This window comes from Streptomyces sp. NPDC003032 (assembly GCF_053591415.1).
On the sequence record NZ_JBSFTT010000040.1, the window covers coordinates 1 to 18629 of the forward strand.

Consider the following 18629-nt stretch of genomic DNA (forward strand, 5'->3'; position numbering starts at 1 on the left):
ACGAGGCCGGGGTCACGGAGCCGCACACGCCGCCCGCGCGGCCCGTCGCGGCGGAGCCGCAGGCCTCCGCGCACGGCGCGGGAGGCGCGCAGGAGTCGGCGTCGCCGGCCCAACCCGCCGACGCGGCGCCCGTAGAGAAGCCGGCACCGTCCGCCGACCCCGACCGGCTCGCCTACGTGATGTTCACCTCCGGGTCCACCGGGGTGCCCAAGGCGGTCGCGGTGCGGCACCGGGACGTGGCGGCGCTGGCCACCGACAGCCGGTTCACCGGCGGGGTGTGCGACCGCGTGCTGCTGCACTCGCCGGTGGCGTTCGACGCCGCCACCTTCGAGGTGTGGGCACCGCTCCTCAACGGCGGCTGCGTGGTCGTGGCCCCGGGCGGCAGCGTCGACGCGGCCTCGCTGCGCCGACTCGCCGCCGACGGCGGACTGACCGCGCTGTGGCTGACCGCCGGACTGTTCCGGCTGCTCGCCCAGGACGCGCCCGACTGCTTCCGCGGCCTCGCGCAGGTGTGGACCGGCGGTGATGTCGTACCGGCACAGGCCGTGCGCCGGGTCCTCGACGCCTGCCCCGGCCTGACCGTCGTGGACGGCTACGGCCCCACCGAGACCACCACCTTCGCGACCTCCTTCGCCCTCACCGACCCTGCGGCGGTGCCCGGCACGATCCCCATCGGACGGCCGCTGGACGACATGCGGGCGCTGGTCCTCGACGCCCGGCTGCGGCCCGTACCGCCCGGCTGTCCGGGCGAGTTGTACCTGGCCGGCGAGGGCGTCGCCCGGGGCTACCTGGGCCGCCCCGGCGACACCGCCGCCCGCTTCCTCGCCGACCCGCTCGGTCCTCCCGGCGCCCGCATGTACCGCACGGGCGACCTGGCCCGGCGGCGCCCGGACGGCACCGTCGAGTTCCTCGGCCGCGCCGACGACCAGGTGAAGATCCGGGGCTTCCGGGTGGAGCCCGGCGAGGTCGAGGCCGCGCTCGCCGCCCACCCGGACGTCATCGACGTGGCCGTCCTGGCCCGCGAGGACCGCCCCGGCGCCAAGCGGCTCGTCGCCTACGTCGTCGGACCGGCCGGCCAGGACGGCGAGCGACTGCGGGCGTTCGCCGCCCGCGCCCTGCCCGACTACCTCGTGCCCACCGCCGTCGTCCCGCTCACCGCTCTGCCGCTCAGCCGCAACGGCAAGGTCGACCGGGCCGCCCTGCCCGCGCCGGACGCCGTGCCGGACGTGCCGGGCCGCGAGCGGGCCGAGCCCCGCACCGAGGCCGAGCGCCGCACGGCGGACGTCTTCGGCGAGGTGCTCGGCAGCGAACCGCCCGGCGTGGAGGACGACTTCTTCCAGCTCGGCGGCGACTCGATCCTCAGCATCCGGCTCGCCTCCCGCCTCGCCGAGGCCTTCGACACCGACGTCACACCGCGCGCGGTCTTCACCCACCCGACACCGGCCGCCCTGGCCCGCCTGCTCGGCGACCGGCGGGGCTCCGGCCGCCCGGGGCTCGTCCGGGTCGCCCGCGACGCGGCCGCACCGATGTCACACGCCCAGCAACGCCTCTGGTTCCTGCACGAGTTCGAGCCCGACAGCGCCGAGTACGTCACCATGCTCGCCCTGCGGCTGCGCGGCACCCTGGACACCGACGCGCTGCGCGCCGCCCTCGGCGCCGTGGTGGCCCGGCACGAGTCACTGCGCACCACCTTCGACAGCGTCGACGGACAGGGCATCCAGCGCGTCCACCCGCCCCAGGACGTGCCGCTGCCCGTTCACGACCTGTCCCGGCTCGGTGCGGGGGAGCGGGAACCGGCCGTGCGCCGCCTGCTCGCCGAGGAACGCGTCCGCCCCTTCGACCTGCGCGAGGGTCCGCTGCTGCGCGCCGGCCTGCTCCGGCTCGCCGAACACGACCACGTACTCACCCTCGCCCTGCACCACATCGTCACCGACGGCTGGTCCACCTCCGTCCTGCTCGGCGACCTCGCGCACTTCTACCGCGCCGAACGTGGCGCAGTGGAAACCGAGTTGGCGCCGCTTCCGGTGCAGTACGCCGACTACGCCCACTGGCAGCGCACCACCGGCGACACCGAGACCGACGAGCACCTCGCCTACTGGAAGGAGCAACTGGCCGACACCGCACCGCTGGAGCTGCCCACCGACCGGCCCCGGCCACCGGTGCGCACCAGCGCCGGCGCGACCACCCGCCTTGTGGTGCCCGCCCCGACCGCCCGACGGCTCACCCGGCTCGCCCGGGACCACGGCACCACCCTGTTCACCACGCTCGTGGCCGCCGCCCAGAGCTACCTCGCCCGGCTCTCCGGCAGCGAGGACATCACCGTCGGCACCGTCAACGCCGGCCGCGACCGGCCCGAGACGCAGGCCCTCGTCGGCTTCTTCGTCAACACTCTGGTCCTGCGCTCCCGGGCCGAGGCGGAGCGGCCCTTCACCGCGTTCCTCGGCGACGTACGGCAGACCGTCCAGGACGCCTTCGCCCACCAGGACGTGCCGTTCGAACGGGTCGTGGACGAGGTGCAGCCCGTCCGCGACACCAGCCGCAGCCCGCTCTTCCAGGTCATGGTCGTCCTCCAGAACACCCCGGCCGTCGCCCTCGACCTGCCCGGCCTGGACGTCGCCGACGTCGAACCGGAGTCGGACCAGGCCGCGTTCGACCTCACCCTGGAGTTCGCCGAGACCGACTCCGGCGAGCTGCACGCCCTGCTCACCTACAACACCGACCTGTTCGACGCGGCCACGGCCGAACGCATGGCGGGCCAGCTCGGCACGCTGCTGCACGCCGTCGTCGAGGACCCCTGCCGACCGCTCGGCGCGCTGCCTCTGGCCTCCGACGACGAGCGGGAGAACCTGTTGGAGCAAGGCCGGGGCACTTTCCGCCCGGTGCCCGAGGCCACCCTGCCCGCCCTGTTCGAACGGCAGGCGGCACGCACCCCGGACGCCGTGGCGCTGATCGACGGCGACCGGGAGCTGACCTACGCCGACGTGGACCGGGCCGCCAACCGGCTGGCCCACCGGCTCGTCCGGGACGGCGTCGGACCCGAGCGCGTGGTGGCCCTCGCCCTGCCGCGCTCGGCGGCGGCCGTGGTGGCGCAGCTCGCCGTCACCAAGGCCGGTGGGGCCTTCCTGCCGGTGGACCCCGACTACCCGCCGCAGCGGCGGGAGTTCATGATCCGGGACGCGGGCGCCCACCTGGTCCTCGACGACCCGGCCGAGGTGTGGTCCACCGAGGGGCCGGACACGGCACTCACGGACGCCGACCGCACCACCACGCTCACTCCCGCCCACCCCGCCTACGTCATCTACACCTCCGGCTCCACCGGCACGCCCAAGGGCGTCGTGGTCACCCATCGGGGCCTCGCCTCCTTCGCCGCGGCGGCCGCCGAACAGTACGCGGCGGGCCCCGGCGACCGGGTCCTCCAGTTCGCCTCTCCGAGCTTCGACGCGTCCGTCCTCGAACTGTGCGTCTCCCTGCTCAGCGGGGCCGCGCTGGTGACGGGCGAGGAAGGGCCACTGGTCGGGGAGCGGCTGGCCGAGGTGCTCGCCGAACGGCGTGTCAGCCATACGCTGATCCCGCCGGCGGCACTGGCCACGCTGCCGCCGGAGACCGCCGCCGCCCTGCCCCACCTGCGCACCCTCATCGTCGGCGCCGAGGCCTGCCCGGCCGACCTGGTCGACACCTGGGCCCCGGGCCGCCGCATGGTCAACTCCTACGGCCCCACCGAGGCCACCGTGGTCGCCACCTGGACCGGTCCGCTGACCCCGGGCACCGGCGCCCCGGCCATCGGCCGCCCGTCCGGCGCCACTCGCGTGTACGTGCTCGACGCCGTTCTGCGTCCCGTACCGCCCGGCGTGACCGGCGAGCTGTACATCGCCGGGCCCGGCCTCGCCCGCGGCTACCTGGGACGGCCGCGACTCACCGCCCAGCGGTTCCCGCCCGACCCGTTCGGCGCGCCGGGGGAGCGGATGTACCGCACCGGCGACCTGGTCCGCTGGACCGCCGACGGCCGCCTGCGGTTCGCCGGCCGCGCCGACGACCAGGTCAAACTGCGCGGCTTCCGGATCGAGCCCGGTGAGGTCGAGAGCGCGCTGCGGCGCAGCCCGCTGGTGCGGGACGCGGCCGTGGTCGTCCGCGCGGGGGAGGGGCCAGGCGCACCGGCCCGGCTCGTCGCCTACGTCGTACCGGCACAGCCGCCCATCACCGCACCCGCGCATCGGGAATCGCCCGCCACCGCACCCGCCCTCCCCGAACCGGCCGGAACCGGCTCCTCGGGCACCGAACCGTCCGGGACCGCGCTGCCCGTCGGGGAACTGCGGCTGCACCTGGCCGGGACGCTGCCCCCGCACATGGTGCCGTCGGTCTTCGTCGCCCTCGACCGGCTGCCGCTCACCCCGAACGGCAAGACCGACCGGCGGGCGCTGCCCGCACCCGGGCCCGCCCAGGTCGCCGATGGCCCGCGTACCGCGCCGCGCACCGACACCGAACGTCGTATCGCCCGTATCTGGGCCGATGTGCTCGGCATCGAGGAGGTCGGCGCCGACGGCAACTTCTTCGCGCTCGGCGGCGACTCCATCCTGAGCATGCAGGTCGTCTCCCGGATGCGCCGCGACGGACTGCACGTGGCGACCCGGGACCTGTTCACGCACCAGACCGTCGCCGAACTCGCCACCGTGGTCCGCACCGCGCCCCGGCGCTCAGCCGAAGGCCCGGTGACCGGCGAGGTACCGCTCACCCCGATCCAGGAGTGGTTCCTGACCACACCCCGCGCCGCCCACCACCACTTCAACCAGTCGGCGCTCCTCGAACTCGACGGCCGCCCCGACCCACGGGCGCTGCGCGCCGCGCTCGACGCCCTCCTTGAGCACCACGACGCCCTGCGCATGTGCTTCACCCAGGACGAGCATGGCTGGCGGCAGTTCAACCCGCCGCCCGCCACCGGCGACGACATCCTCGTACGTCGCCTCGTACGTCACGACCTGACGGGTCTGTCCGCCGAGGACGCCGACGCGGCGATGGCGAAGGCCGCCGACGAACTCCACGCGAGCTTCGACCTGGCCCGCGGCCCGCACCTGCGGGCGGCCCTGTTCACCGGGGACCCGGACCGGCCCGCGTACCTCCTCCTCGTCGCCCACCACCTGGTGGTGGACGCCGTCTCCTGGCGCATCCTGCGCGACGACCTGGAGACCGCCTACCGACAGGCCGCCCAGGGCGAGCCGGTCGCGCTGGGCGAGCGCGGCACCAGCTTCCGCGCATGGTCCCGGCGCCTGGCCGAACACGTCGCCGAGGGAGGTCTCGACCACGAACTGCCGCACTGGGAGCAGACGGCGGGCGCCGAGCCCGTCCCGGCGGACCCGGTCCCGGCAACCGGGGGCGGACCGGCCGCCACGGTGAGCGTGGAACTCGACGAGGACGACACCACGGCCCTGCTGCGCTCCGCGCCCACCGCCTACCGCACCCGGGTCAACGACGTACTGCTCGCCGCGCTCGCCCTGGCACTGGCCCGCTGGACCGGCCATGACCGGGTCCGCCTGGACCTGGAGGGCCACGGCCGGGAGGACCTGCTCGACGGCGTCGACCTCTCGCGCACCGTCGGCTGGTTCACCACCGTCCACCCGGTCGCCGTCCAGGTGCCCGACCCCGGCCGCCTCGGCCCGGACCGCGACTGGAGGTCCCTGGTGAAGTCGGTCCGCCGCCAATTGCGCGCCGTACCCGGCAACGGCATCGGCTACGGCGCCCTGCGCACCTTCGGCCCGCCCGAGGTCCGCGAACGCCTCGGCACCCAGGCCCACAGCCAGGTGGTGTTCAACTACCTCGGCCAGTGGGACGCGCGCCCCGAGACGGCGGACGGCGGCCTGGTCCGCGCCGAACACGGCTCCTTCGGACAGGACCACGACCCGCGGGATCCCGGCTCGCACCCGGTGGAGGTGGTGGGCGCGGTGCAGCACGGCCGACTCGCCTTCACCTGGCACCACCGGCCGGGCCTCCACGACACGGCGTCCGTGCGCCGGGCGGCCGAGGACTTCGCCGAAGCCCTGCGCCACCTCGCCCGGCATGCCCGGGGAGGCCAGTGACGACACTCCGCACCCGCGAGGCACCGTCCCGGCGAACCGCCCGGCACGGCCCTCGCGCACCCCGCGCCCCGACCGCGCACCCCTCGACTACTCATCGATCAACGGAAAACCGGACGACGAAAGAAGGCGACATGGACGAGAACACCCGCTACCAGGTGCTGCGCAACGACGAGGACCAGTACTCGCTCTGGCCCGCGGACATCGAGGTGCCCGCGGGCTGGCGGCCCGCCGGGAAGGAGGGCACCGAGGCCGAGTGCTCCGCGTACGTCGACGAGGTCTGGAGCGACATGCGGCCCAAGAGCCTGCGCGAGCGCATGGAGAACGCCGGAGTCTGACCGGCCCGCGCGCACCCCCACGCCGGGCCGGCCGCACCCGCACCCGCGCCGGCCCGGCGCCCCCGCTCCCCCCACGCGTCGCCGTTCCGGCGCCCCACCGCCCTCGGCCGACCACCGCACGGCATCACTTCCGAGGAGCCCGCCATGACCCCCGTCCTGCGCACCGAACGCCTGGACTTCCTCCCGTACCGACCCGAACACGAGGACCTCTTCGTCGCGCTGCTGCGGGACGCGGAGGTGTGCCGCTGGATGGGCCAGGACCTCGTGCCCGAACCGCAGCTGCGTGAGGTGTTCCGCGCCATCCTCACCGATGTCTACCCCCAGCGCCGGTTCGACGTGTGGGGCCTGTGGCTGGCGGGCGCCTACGTCGGGCACGCCGAGGTGAAGCGCACCGGCAACGTCGACGGCCATGAACTCGTCACCGCGCTCGCCCCCGCGTACTGGGGGCACGGACTGGGCGGCGAGGCCGTACGCGGACTGCTCCGGCACGCCGCCGACAACCTCGGGCTCAGCGAGGCGTACGGCATGGTCGGCGCCGAGAACACCGCCAGCCTCGCCCTCTGCCGCCGCCTGGGTTTCCGCCACGTCCGGGATGTCGTCGCCGACGACGGCTCCGTCACGAAAATGCTGCTCATCCCGGTCACGGACCCGAGTGGGACGGCGCCCACCGCTGGGAACCCGGAGCCCGGGAACGCGCGGAGTGCCGGGGACACGGGCGGCGCGGAGCCGGTCCCGGGCGGGGCGGCAGGCGCGGGCATGACCGGCGCGGATGGTGGGGCCGGAGCAGCCGGGACCACGTTCGCCGGGGACTCGGCGTGAGCCGGCCGTCCGCCGGCGAGGGCACCGCCGAGACGGCGGACGGCGGCCGGCCGGGGCTGTGGCGCAACCGCGACTTCAACCTGCTGTGGACCGGGCAGTGCCTGTCCGACCTCGGCGGCGCCATGGTGGAACTGGCGCTGCCGCTGCTGGTGCTCCAGCAGACCGGCTCCCCGGCGCAGGCCGGGCTCGTCGGCACCGCCGGACTCGTCACCATCCTGGTGTGCCGGCTGCCGGCCGGTGTCCTCGCCGACCGTCTCGACCGGCGCCGCCTGATGATCACCTGCGATGTGCTGCGGCTCGTCGGGTACGCGCTGCTCGGCTGGGCAGTGGCGACGGGCGCCGCGAGCCTGCCGGTGATCGTCGCGGTGGTGATCGCCACTGCCGCCGCCACGGCCGTCTTCAGCACCGCGGAGCACGCCTCGATACGCAGCCTGGTCCGCCCCGACCAGCTCACCGCCGCCGTCGCCCGCAACGAGGCGCGCGCGTACGCCGTCTCGCTGAGCGGTCCGCCGCTGGGCGGCGTGCTGTTCGGCCTCGGTCGCGCCCTGCCCTTCCTCGGCAACGCGCTGAGCCACCTGCTCTCCCTGGTGGCCGTCTCCTGTATCCGGCGGCCTCTTCAGCAGGCCCGGCAGGAGGCGGCCCAGCCGGTCGCCGTCTCCGCGGTGCAGGGCCTGCGCTTCCTCCTCGGCCATCCCTTCCTGCGCGCCCTGCTGGTGATCGCCGCGCCGCTGAACATGGCCTTCACCGGCATGATCTTCGCGATGACGCTCGCCCTGCTCGACGCGGGCGTCCCTCCGGCCCTGGTGGGTCTCGCCGGCACGATCTTCGCGCTGGGCGGCTTCCTCGGCGCCCTCGTGGCCCCCGCGCTGCAGCGGCGGTTGCGGCTGCCCGTCCTGATGACGCTGCTGTGCTGGACGACCGCCGCGCTGATGGCGGTGAGCACGCTGCTCGCGGGCAGTGTGCTGGCCGCCATACCGTTGGCCGCCGCTGTGTTCCTCGGGCCCACGGCGAACGCGGCGCTCTTCGCCCACCAGGCCGCCATCACACCGGACCACCTGCAAGGCCGCGTGGTCAGTGGCGTGCTGCTCGCCGCGGGGTCCGCCGCCGCGCTCGCCCCCGCCCTGGCCGGTGCCCTCCTGGCCCGCTTCAGCCCGACACCGGCCATGCTGGTCTTCCCCGCCCTGGTGGCCGTCGCCGCGGTGACGGCCACTCGCAGCAAGGGCATCCGCGGCATGTCCGGCCAGGTCTGTTGAGCGAGCCGTGGTGCTTGCGTGTGTACGAGATGCGGTGGGACTTCGTCGGCCGCTCGCACGAGGAGATCGGGGGTCGGCCGGGACCGCCCCGCGCTGTCCCCGAGGCGGGCGCTGGGGAGGGGCGATGGAACCGCGCGGTGGCCGTTCGGGACGAGGGGCGAGGTTTGCGTGTGTCGGCGTCTGTGACCATGTCTGATCGGATGCTCAGTACTCCAGTCGTCGATCGTGATCTTCATGTCTGATTCGCGGCTTGTCTCGGGTAATGGCTGGCGCGGGCTCGGGCCTGATGACGGCGGCGCCAGGCTGCCCAGCTGAGCCGGTGGGCCGCATCGTGCACATGGTGGGTGTGTTCGTCGGCGCGCACGGCGGCGAGGAAGGCGTGAGCGAGCATGGCCAGGGTGACCCAGCGAGACCACGAGGCGAAGCGGCGGAGTTGGTGCTCGTCGAGTCCGGCCAGGCCCTTCCCGGCCTGGAAGATCTCCTCCACCCGCCATCGTGACCCGGCGACAGACGAGTGGGGCCAGGGGCACCGGGGCCGGCGAGAAGCAGCGGTAGCAAGCGTGTTCACCGGTGGTGCGGTCGCGGCGGATCAGCAGCCTGTGGCTGCGGGGCCGCACTTCGGCCGGGTCGATGACGGCCCAGTCGTAGCGGCAGGGCCCCTTGGCGCCTGCCCCTGCCGACAGCTTCTGCCAGGCCCGCTTCGGACCTTCTCACTCAGGCCCGCCGCCCGGCAGCGGTCCGGGCCGCACGTCCACGAGCGCGGGATGTACAGCTCACGGTCCAACGCCGCGTGCCCGGACAGTCCCGCGGCTTCACGTCCCCGGCCTCGTCCACCACCAGCACCGCGTCCTCGTCGTGCAGATGCTCCAGCACGTACTCGCGCACGTCATCACGCACGCGGCCGGCCTCCCACCTGGCCCGGCCGAGCAGGTGCCGCATGCCGTCCGGACCCCCTTCCCCGGCCCACTCGGCGATCGACCAGCAGTTCTTGCGCGGCAGGTCCGACAACAGGCCCAGCGCCAAGTCCCTCACCCGGCGCCGGGGCAGAGCGCGTACCACGGCTGGAGTACTAGGAGCGGGTCCGGCACAGTTCCTGACCCATGAGTGTGATCATGGCCTGCTGGGTGTCCTGGCCGCCGTCACTGGTGACGTACACGACGGCGGTCCGGGCCCCGTCTCGGGTGGCGCCACCCCAGGTGACATAGCCGAGGAGTTCGCCCCGGTGGCCGAAGTAGCTGCCGCCACAGGGCAACGGAATCTCGGCAAGACCGAGTCCATACCGCACGCCCAGCTCGAGCGCGGGCATGGTGGTCGTCATCTCGTCGAGCTGCGCCGGAGCCAGCAGACGGCCGCCGAGCAGCGCGGCGTAGAACCGGTTCAGGTCGTGTGCGGTGCTGATGATCGAGCCGGAGCCGACGGCCATACTCGGATTGAGGGTCGTGACGTCGATGCTCCTGTCGGTGCCGAACGCGGCGTAGCCCCGGGCGTGGGGACCCAGTATGAAGGGGAAGGTGTCGGGCGTCGTCGTGTCCGTCAGGCTCAGTGGACGGATGATCCGGTCGTGCACCTGCGTTGCCCAACTTCGGCCGGTGACCTTCTGGATGATCATGGCGGTGAGGGTGTAGTTGGTGTTGGAGTACGACCAGCCACGGCCCGGCGGGAAGACGGGTCGGTTCCGCATCGCCCGCTCCACCAACTCCTCGGCGGTGTAGGTGCGATACCGCTCGGCCCGATAGCCGTTCGCGCTGTTCAACGAGGGAATCTCCGGCTTGACGTCAGAGATGCCACTGGTGTGCTGCAGCAGCTGCCGTACGGTGATTTGGCTTCCGTCGTTGCCGTTGCCCCGGACCACTCCCGGCAGCCACTGCTCGACGGTGTCTTCCAGGGACATTCGCCCCTCGCCGACGAGTTGCAGCACGACCGTGGCGGTTAAGGTCTTGGTGGCACTGCCGATCCGGAACCTGCCGTCCCGCGGCATCGGCCTCCCTGTGTTCATCGCGGCCGTTCCGGCGTACGCGCTGTCGCGTGTGTCCGGTGACGTCACCTCGGCGTGCACACCGACGGCCCCGGTGTCGTGGATCGCCTCCACCTGCCGTTGGAGCGGATCGGCCGACCGGGGCCCCGCCGCCGTGGGCGCGCTCGATGCGGCGAGGACGGCTGTAGCGAGGCTCGTCAGGACGAGCAGGCCTCGCCGACGCCTTCTTGACCCATGCATGGCGGCCCCTTCTGTGCTCAAGTTGCGGGCGTTCAGGGACCGCTCAAGCTGTGGCCCGAGACTGCGTCACCCCGAATGCGGCGATCGGCGACCATCCCATCAGCGGTGGGGGGATCGGCCCATCCGGCTTTCCCCCTCACGTACCGATGCGCTGTCGTCAGGGTGGTGTCGGGGGTTACCCCCCGTAAGGATGCTGAGGCCTTCCCCGGCCGGCCCCCGACCAGCAAGATCACGATCTGCGGCTGGAGTATCAGGTGTCGACCTGCATGGACGGCGGGAGGAAGGGGAGTTGCCGGCGGTCGCGCCGGGATGAACCGAGGTGGCGCCAGTAGGGCCGTGACGATAGTCGGCGTGCACGCGTCGGCGACTGAGGGCTGCCGTGCATCCGAACTGGGCGCCGTCCCACGGGTCTGCGTGAGATAGGGAGGCCCGTCGCTACGCCTATCCCTGCTGAGGCGTAAAGCGTGCGAAGCCAAGACACCCGCCGCGCGACGGGGTGATCGGTTCTCGACCATTGTCCTCACCGCCCACCCCCACCGGTGACACCCGAAAAGCGGCTAGGCATTCCATAGCGTCACGGTTGTTCGTACGTGGCTACGGGGAGAAGCGCCCTGTTGAGATCTCCGCCCGAATACGGTCAATGGCGGCTTCGTGGCATGCCGTTGACGTGATGGACGTGTGTGACCGCTCAGCGCAGCTCTTCCCCTGGGCGGTGACGGGTTTCGGACAAGCATCTGCCCGGGGTCGGACATTCCGCCGGGAGCGGTCTGTGCCGTCGGTGCGCCGGGGCGAGGATCGCGCCGCTACCGCTCCGGTGGTGCTCAATCAGGATTGTGATCAGGGGGTTTGACCATGCCCATGCACACTCGGACCGTCAACGACAAGCGGACGGCGCGCTGGCGCCGGGCCCTGGTGATCGCCGTGGCTCTGACCGCGGCGGGCACCACGCTGACCGCGGTGCCGCGGCCGGCGCATGCGGCGCTGCCGCCGCAGACCATCGCGGACCCGGTGCACTACTGGAATGACGTGCTCCTGGAGGTCGTACGAAGAGAGGGCGGCGGTCCCGGCCCGATGGCCAGATCCGCCGCGATGCTGAACGCCGCCGTCTACGACGCGGAGTCCTCGTACCAGCTCAAGTGGAAGGGCAAGATCACTTCCGAGCCCTACATCCGCGCCGACAAATACGCGGGGTGGGTCGAGGGACCGCACGAGGAGGAGCGGGTCATCGGCCGCACGGCTTATAACGTTCTGCTCGGGCTCTACCCGGGTCAGACCCACTACCTGGACGCCCGGTTCCGTGAGCGCTTCGGCACCGAGCCGACCGAGTTCGACCTCCTCGATACCACGATCGTCGGGCCAATGGTCAAGCAGATGCGGGACGCCCGCAACGGCGACGGCTCCGACAACAACAAAACGTACGTCGCGGACAACAAGCCCGGCGCCTGGCGACCCACCAGCTACCCCGACATGGTCGACCCCGGCTGTACCCAGGCCAGCCAGGCCGTGTCTCCGTTCTGGGGTCAGGTCAAACCCTTCGCCCTGACTTCGGGCTCGCAGTTCCGGCCGCCGGCCCCCGGCCTGTACGGCACATACGAGAAGCTGCTGGCCAGTGACGCGTACAAGCAGCAGCTCGAGGCGGTGCGCACGACAGGCGCCGACGGGCCCACCGCCAAGACCCCAGTCATCAACCGCACGCTGGAGCAGGAAGCGGCGGCCTGGTTCTGGGCGAACGACGAGGATGGCACGTACAAGCCGCCGGGCCAGCTGCTCCAGGCCACTCGTGAGGTCGCGACCCAGCGCAAACTCAACACGTACGCAAACGCCCGGCTGTTCGCACTCGTCTCGATCGCGATGGCGGACGCCGGAATCGCGGTGAGGGATGTGAAGTACCTGACCTCGATCGACCTGTGGCGGCCGGTCTCCGCCATCCGCGACAGCGGCATCGACCGCGAGTGGAAGCCTCTGCTCAAGACGCGGGCCGGAGTGAACTTCACCCCGTGCTTCCCGGCCTGGGCCTCCGGACACGCCACCTTCGGTGCCTCCTGGGCCGGGGTGATGAAACGCTACTTCAACAACGACGACATCGCCTTCACCATGACCACCGATGAACCGCAGTCCCCGGTCAAGTCCCGCTCGTTCACCAGCTTCAGTCAGGCTGCCCGCGAGGACGCCGAGAGCCGGGTCTGGCTCGGCGTCCACTTCCCGTGGGACGCCGAGGACGGACTGGTCCTCGGCGAGAAGATCGCCAACCACGTCTACACAACCAAGCTGCGCAAGCTCTGAAGCCACAAAAGAGCTCTGAAGCTTTGACGCTCTGCCCGAGCCCGGCAGCCGGTCACCGCGACGACTGGCTGCCCGGCGCGTACCGCGCCCGGTGGGGACAAGCCGAAGAGCCGGAACACATCGGCAAAGCAACCGCGTCCTGTGCTGGTACCGCAGGGCCGCAGGTAGCGAGAGGACGTCTGTGGCCTAGTAGACCTTCATGCCCTCCCAGGTGGAACGGTTCGCCAGCACCATGCCCTTGAGGTCCTGGCTCATGGTCCCTACGCGCCTCACCTTCGCCCCCTCGAACGCAGAGGCGGTACGCGAGGTCTGTCTTTCTGAGTAGTCGGACTGACTCGTGTCGTTGGCCAGGCCATAGACCCAGTCGAGGGCGGTACCGGCCAGACGAGGGATTGACGCCGGTGATCGTCTGCGGCGAGGTGTCGGCGTGGTCCTTGGGGTTAGACGTATGACAGTCATACGAAAGCTGAGGAGTGCCGATGAGCCGCCCCCTTCACCAGGACCCGATGACCCGACAGGACGGACCTGCCCGGTCGCGGCTGCGCCGGCAGCTCCCCGCGGGTGAGCGACACGAGAGCCTGGTGAACACAGCGCAGTGACCATTGCCGATGTGGTGTTCGCGTGGCTGGGAGTGGGGGCGTTGGTCGCCGCGGTGCTGCCCCGCGTGGTGGCGGGGCGGCCGGTGTCGTTGCCGGTGGTGTTCCTGGTGAGCGGCATCGTCGTGTACGCGCTTCCGCTGCCGTTGCCGGTGGTCGACCCGGTGGAGCACCGGCTCCTGACGGAGCACGTCACCGAGGTCTGCGTCATCATCGCCCTGATGGGCGCCGGACTGGCGCTCAACCGGCCTGTGGGCCGGCGCCTGTGGGCCTCGACCTGGCGTTTGCTGGGTATCACGATGCTGCTGACCGTCGTGGCGACCGCTGCGGTGGCGTGGTGGTTGCTGGAGTGGCCGCCGGCCGCCGCGTTGCTGCTCGCGGCGGTCCTCGCGCCGACGGATCCTGTGCTCGCATCGGAGGTGCGGGTGGGGGAGCCCACCGAGGACAAGCACGACGAGGACGAGGTGCGGTTCGCCCTCACCAGCGAGGCGGGCCTCAACGACGGCCTGGCCTTCCCTGTCACGTACGCGGCGATCGCGCTGGCTGCCGCTGCGGGCAGCGGCTGGTCCGCGGAGTGGATCGGCACATGGGCGGTAAAGGACGTCGCGTTGAAGTGTGTTGTCGGTGTGCTGAGCGGGCTGCTGATCGGCAAGCTGCTGGGCTGGCTGTTCTTCCGGACCCGCTCCTCGGTGCTGCGGCTGGCCGAGTACCGGGAAGGGTTCGTCGCGCTGGGCGCCACCTTCCTGTGGTAGGGGTTGGGTAAGAACGTTCCCTCAGGTCAAAGGCTTGCAGCACGCGAAGTCGGGCACCGATCGGGCACATGGGCGCACCGGGTGTCCGCCGAAGTGATACTTGCAGGGCCGACGCCGATCAGCTGAGTCGTCATTGCCCGATAGCCTGGCACAACCGGAGCCGCCACCACACCTTCCGCGATCAGTTGAGACAAGATCATGGCGCCGTCATGAAGGACCCCATGGCCTCCAGCCCCCGCCCACCCGCGTCCGGAATGAAGTGGGTGTAGGTCTCCAGCACGGTCTCCACCGTGTCACCCATGTACTCCGCGACCGTCACCGGAGTCTCGCCCGCGCCGAGCTGGACCGAGGCGTAGGTGTGCCGAAGGGCGTGGAACGTGTACGGGCCCGTCCCCTTCCACGCGTCGCGCTGAGACCCGTCCTCGCGGTAGAGCCGCTCCACCAGCCCGGCCTCCTCCAGCGCCGGGTTCCAGTTGTCGGTGCGGAAGATGTTGTGCGTGATCGAGTTGCCGTACGCCGTCGTGATCAGCAGCCGTACCGTGACCAGTGGCCGGTTCTCCCAGGGCATGTTCGGCTCGCTCGCGTCCACCCAGGGGAGCGTCACCGCCATGGGCGGGAATTCCTCCATGTGGGCGGTGATCGCCTTTTCCAGCTCCGGCGCCACCGGTAGACGCCGGACCTTGTCCCCCTTCGGCAGCTTGAACCAGTGCTCTGCGCCGATGCTCTGGAGCTGCCGGTCAACGTAGAGCCAGCCGTCCCGAAGATCGTCCGGGCTCCACGCGAACGCCTCCCCGGGCCGCAGCCCGGCCGCCACTCCGAGGTCGGCCAGCACTCGGTATCGGCGGTGCAGCGCCACCCGTACGTCCCGGTAGACCGACGGCGGCCATGCTTCCTTGTTGGTCGCCGGCCTCTTCGGCGGCCTCGCCGAATCAAGCCCCCGGCATGGGTTGAACGAGATCCGCTGACCCTCGAAGGCGGCCTGGAGGATCTTTGACAGGTTCTGCCACGCGGTACGGACGGTCCCGGACGCGACCTGTTCGCGCAGCGCCACCTTCCACTTGTTCAGCTCCTCGGTGCCGATGTCGGCCAACGGTACGTCGCCGAGGTACGGCAGGATGCACGACCGCACCCGTTGCTCGGTCCTCTGCCGGGTGCCCGGCATGATCTCGACGCTCGGCCACCACACCGTCTCGAAGTACTGCTTCAGCGTGATCTCACCTCGCTGCTGTTGCCGGAGCCTGCCTGAGATGACATCCGTAGTTAGTTCCCGGGCTCGGTTCTCCGCCTCGTCGTACGACTCCCAGTTCTCCTTGGGCAGTGCGTCGCCCTGGTTGTCGTAGCCGCGAACCTGCCATTGCGCGCCAGCTCCGTGGGCCGCACTGCGGTAGCGCTTGGCCCCTTTGTGTCGGCGGCAGTACTCGTTCGGCTTGCCGTTCCTCTTGTGCCAGAGGTCTTCAACCCATGCGTTGGCCATGCTCATCCTTTTGGTCGCGGACGCTTCAAACGTCCGGCGAACGGACTCTCATTTCTCCCGCTGCCCTCGGTCGCGACAGTCACCTGCGTTCCCTCCTGGAAGGCGGAGACGTCGGCTGCGGCATAGCGGACACGTCCACCGACGGCGCCAAGGCGGTGGAACCGCGGCCCCTTCCGGGCAGTGCGCCACTTCTGGAGCGTCTTCTGGGAGACCCCGAGAAGCTCGGCGACGTCCTTGGCGGTCAGCCACGCGTCGGGGACGATCGGAATGCTCAGTCGATCACCTGCGCGGACGGGATACCGATCCTTTCGGCCATGGTCAGGTCCCGGGGTGGATACCGACGCGTACATAGATGTCCCCTTGACGGATCAATAGAATGGATTTCAAGCCGTGTCATTCGGTTTAGGTGATTTAGTCGTCGCTTCCAACGCTCTAGTGGGCGAACTTCACCGGTCCCTTGCCGGACTCGCGTTGGAACTGCCACTGGGCGCACAACGCGGTCAGTGCCGTTGGCCCGTAGCGCTCCAGGGCTTCTTTCCGCCGCTCAAGGTCGGGGTTTGAGGCTGGCCAGTTCGGGTGGCCGAACTCGCGGCACAGACTGTGGAGCTCGGCAGGCCGCATGACCGTGAACGGCATCGTCAGGAAAAAGTCCGGGAGTTTTCTCACGTCAGGGCGGGTCTGGCGGAGCCAGCTGACCTATGCGCTCCATCGTCCGGGAGAAGCAAGTCGGGGTGAGGCTGTCGGTCGCGGCGTACCATTAGGGGTCGCCTCACGCGGCGGGCTTGGACCCTACGGTGGCTGGCGTAGCCGGGCCGCTGCCAGTGGGCTTACGTGGAATGGCCTTGCGGCGGCGGACCTTGGCCAGTGCCGACGGCCGGGTCATCTCACGGTGAATGTCCCGGATTTCGCGGCAGTCCTGGACGCTGAACCGCAGGAATTTGCCGAAGCGGTGGTGAGGGAAGCCGCGATGGTTGGCCCCATCTCGAAGCCATCTCTCGCCGCAGCCGATGGCGCGGGCCGCTTCCCATGAGGTGAGCATCACCTCGCCCTGCTCAAGGGCCTGAATGGCTGCCTCGATTATGGCCTTGCGCTCGGCACCGGTCCGGTTTGCCTCCGGACTAGTCATGGCACCTCTCTTCCGTCTCGGGCTGGTTGGGTGCTTCGTCAGCTGGTAAGCACCCGCACATGAAGCGAGCGCAGGAACTTGTACGAACTCGCAGACGGCTGGTCCTTGCGTGTAAGCGCGGAGTGCACCCTGAAGCTGCGGCCCTGCCGACGCTGTGCGGCAGCGATGATGTCGAGTTGGTTCCTGGTGTGTGTCAAGTCCTCATGGGTGGCGCTCCAGTTCGCCTATCGAAGCTCACTCTGAAAGACTAGTGACTGGTGTGTAGACTCGTCAACCAAGTCTTCTGTCTTTCGAGGTTGGTCGCAACTCGCTTGTCTTGTCGATGGCTATCGGTCTCCTGTTGAATCCCTTGGCTCCTGAATCTATGTAGCTCGCCATGCATGTGAGCCTCGGACGCATGCTGGTGGGCATGGCGCGCCGTGGAGTGACCTTTGGGGTCGACGTGATCGCGCTCTGTGGCGGGGGTTCGTCCGGCGGTTCGGAGGGCGGAGTGCTGCTCGTGCTGGGCGGCGGCGTCCTTCCACAGCGTCGTGTGGAATTCGCGGACTCTTGGGTCCGTATCCAACGTCAGCGTTCGGAGCTGCGCGATCAGCTCGCTGCCGCCCTCTCCGGTTGTCCAACGCTGCCGGTCGTGGACTGTTCGACGCTGACGTGATCTTCCGCGGCGGCCAGGAGTACGCCGCCCTGCTGCGCCCGTCCGTCCCGCACCTGCTTGCTCCCCTGGTCGGCGAGATGGACGAGCACCGTCGCTTCTGCAAGCTGATCCGTCTCGACGCGATCAGGACGAGGACTACGCCTCCAGCGCCCCCTCGCGCGAGGCGGTGGATCCAGATGTGCTGACCTTCAAAATGAAGCAACTGGCCGCGATGAGCGCGACGGGCTTCGAGCAGGCGTGCGCCGACCTCCTGGCTCGTGACGGTTTCCGTGGCACGCGACGGGTCGGAGGTGCCGGAGATCTCGGCGTGGACGTCACCGCCCGCGACGACGACGGCCGGCTCCTGGTCTTGCAGTGCAAGCAGTATCAGAATCCGGTCGGCTCAGGGAATGTGCAGAAATTCAACGGGAACGGCCCGCCTCCACCGTGGAGCCGATCTCCCGATCATGATCGGACTCAACGGCTTCACCCGGCCTGCGGTCGACTTCGCGCAGCATCACCAGCTCATCCTCATGGGCCGCCCCGAGCTGAAGAAGTGGGCGCACGGCCAGCACTTGTATAACGTCCTCGGCATAGAGAACTCGACGCAGTGACCCACCCATCCACTGTCTCCGGCTACCTCCGAGCGTCGAGGCATCTCACAGCGAACTCGAACTCCGCCTACCCAACGACCGGCGGCTTGAACTGCTGCGTGAGCAATCGGCGACGGCCCCGCACGACGCCGGAGTGATCGTGATCGACGACTGCGGGGACCGTAAGGACGGCACGGCCACCGCCAACGTGGGCCGGCAGTGGCTGGGCCGGCTGGGCAAGACCGACAACGGCATCGTCACGGTGACCACAGTGTGGACCGACGGCCGCGTGTACTACCCGCTGCACGCCACTCCCTACACCCCCGCCCACCACTTCGCCCGCGCCCGGTCCGATCCGGCCTTCCGCACGAAACCTCAGCTGGCCGCCGCTCTGGCGGTCCGCGGGAAGGAAGCGGGCTTCACCGGGCTCTCGCCCGGCGGGATGAAGGCGTCGGTGCCATCGGCATCCTCAACATGCCCC

Annotated in this window: 12 protein-coding genes and 4 pseudogenes; 11 read left to right on the forward strand and 5 right to left on the reverse strand. The window is 70.7% G+C overall.

Features of this window, described 5'->3' with window-relative positions; translation table 11 throughout:
- The 4 genes from ACWDZ7_RS35820 to ACWDZ7_RS35835 form a co-directional block, all read left to right on the forward strand.
- Window positions 1-6068: amino acid adenylation domain-containing protein (locus ACWDZ7_RS35820; RefSeq protein WP_451802929.1), on the forward strand; the 6068-nt coding region annotated here is incomplete at its 5' end.
- Window positions 6069-6199: 131 nt separating this feature from the next.
- Window positions 6200-6403 (forward strand): MbtH family protein, encoded by a 204-nt coding sequence (locus ACWDZ7_RS35825; RefSeq protein ID WP_451802930.1) that lies wholly within the window; start codon window positions 6200-6202, stop codon window positions 6401-6403.
- Between the two features lie 144 nt (window positions 6404-6547).
- On the forward strand, window positions 6548-7222 hold the full coding sequence (locus ACWDZ7_RS35830; protein ID WP_451802931.1) for a GNAT family N-acetyltransferase: 675 nt from the start codon (window positions 6548-6550) through the stop codon (window positions 7220-7222).
- Window positions 7219-8475 (forward strand): MFS transporter, encoded by a 1257-nt coding sequence (locus tag ACWDZ7_RS35835; RefSeq protein ID WP_451802932.1) that lies wholly within the window; start codon window positions 7219-7221, stop codon window positions 8473-8475. The genes ACWDZ7_RS35830 and ACWDZ7_RS35835 overlap by 4 nt, the downstream gene beginning before the upstream one ends.
- Window positions 8476-8707: 232 nt before the next feature.
- Here the strand turns inward: ACWDZ7_RS35835 and ACWDZ7_RS35840 are convergent.
- Window positions 8708-9534, reverse strand: a pseudogene (locus ACWDZ7_RS35840) (transposase).
- A gap of 10 nt (window positions 9535-9544) precedes the next feature.
- Entirely contained in the window at window positions 9545-10690 is a 1146-nt protein-coding gene (locus ACWDZ7_RS35845; protein ID WP_451802933.1) for a serine hydrolase domain-containing protein, read from the reverse strand.
- A gap of 852 nt (window positions 10691-11542) precedes the next feature.
- On the opposite strand from ACWDZ7_RS35845, the gene ACWDZ7_RS35850 reads away from it, so the two are divergent.
- Together ACWDZ7_RS35850 and ACWDZ7_RS35855 are read left to right on the forward strand one after the other, a co-directional pair.
- Window positions 11543-12973 carry a vanadium-dependent haloperoxidase gene (locus ACWDZ7_RS35850; protein ID WP_451802934.1) on the forward strand — a complete coding sequence of 477 codons (1431 nt, stop codon included), beginning with the start codon at window positions 11543-11545 and terminating at the stop codon, window positions 12971-12973.
- Between the two features lie 595 nt (window positions 12974-13568).
- A pseudogene (locus tag ACWDZ7_RS35855) lies at window positions 13569-14315 on the forward strand (cation:proton antiporter domain-containing protein); the annotation flags it as partial.
- A 202-nt stretch (window positions 14316-14517) separates the two neighbouring features.
- Here the strand turns inward: ACWDZ7_RS35855 and ACWDZ7_RS35860 are convergent.
- From ACWDZ7_RS35860 to ACWDZ7_RS35870, 3 genes are all read right to left on the reverse strand, one after another.
- On the reverse strand, window positions 14518-15795 hold the full coding sequence (locus ACWDZ7_RS35860) for a tyrosine-type recombinase/integrase (RefSeq protein ID WP_451802935.1): 1278 nt from the start codon (window positions 15793-15795) through the stop codon (window positions 14518-14520).
- A 2-nt stretch (window positions 15796-15797) separates the two neighbouring features.
- Window positions 15798-16145 carry a helix-turn-helix transcriptional regulator gene (locus tag ACWDZ7_RS35865; RefSeq protein WP_451802936.1) on the reverse strand — a complete coding sequence of 116 codons (348 nt, stop codon included), beginning with the start codon at window positions 16143-16145 and terminating at the stop codon, window positions 15798-15800.
- Between the two features lie 419 nt (window positions 16146-16564).
- Window positions 16565-16921 (reverse strand): hypothetical protein, encoded by a 357-nt coding sequence (locus ACWDZ7_RS35870; RefSeq protein ID WP_451802937.1) that lies wholly within the window; start codon window positions 16919-16921, stop codon window positions 16565-16567.
- Window positions 16922-17318: 397 nt separating this feature from the next.
- Between ACWDZ7_RS35870 and ACWDZ7_RS35875 the strand changes: the two genes are divergently transcribed.
- The 5 genes and pseudogenes from ACWDZ7_RS35875 to ACWDZ7_RS35895 all read left to right on the forward strand — a co-directional run.
- Window positions 17319-17576, forward strand: a complete 258-nt coding sequence (locus ACWDZ7_RS35875) for a hypothetical protein (protein ID WP_451802938.1) — start codon at window positions 17319-17321, stop codon at window positions 17574-17576.
- Window positions 17573-17761 (forward strand): hypothetical protein, encoded by a 189-nt coding sequence (locus ACWDZ7_RS35880; RefSeq protein WP_451802939.1) that lies wholly within the window; start codon window positions 17573-17575, stop codon window positions 17759-17761. Before ACWDZ7_RS35875 ends, ACWDZ7_RS35880 begins: the two co-directional genes overlap by 4 nt.
- 26 nt (window positions 17762-17787) lie before the next feature.
- Window positions 17788-17925 (forward strand): annotated as a pseudogene (locus ACWDZ7_RS35885) (restriction endonuclease); the annotation flags it as partial.
- 97 nt (window positions 17926-18022) lie between these two features.
- Entirely contained in the window at window positions 18023-18169 is a 147-nt protein-coding gene (locus tag ACWDZ7_RS35890; RefSeq protein ID WP_451802967.1) for a hypothetical protein, read from the forward strand.
- Between the two features lie 67 nt (window positions 18170-18236).
- Window positions 18237-18569 (forward strand): annotated as a pseudogene (locus ACWDZ7_RS35895) (transposase); the annotation flags it as partial.
- Between the last annotated feature and the right edge of the window lie 60 nt (window positions 18570-18629).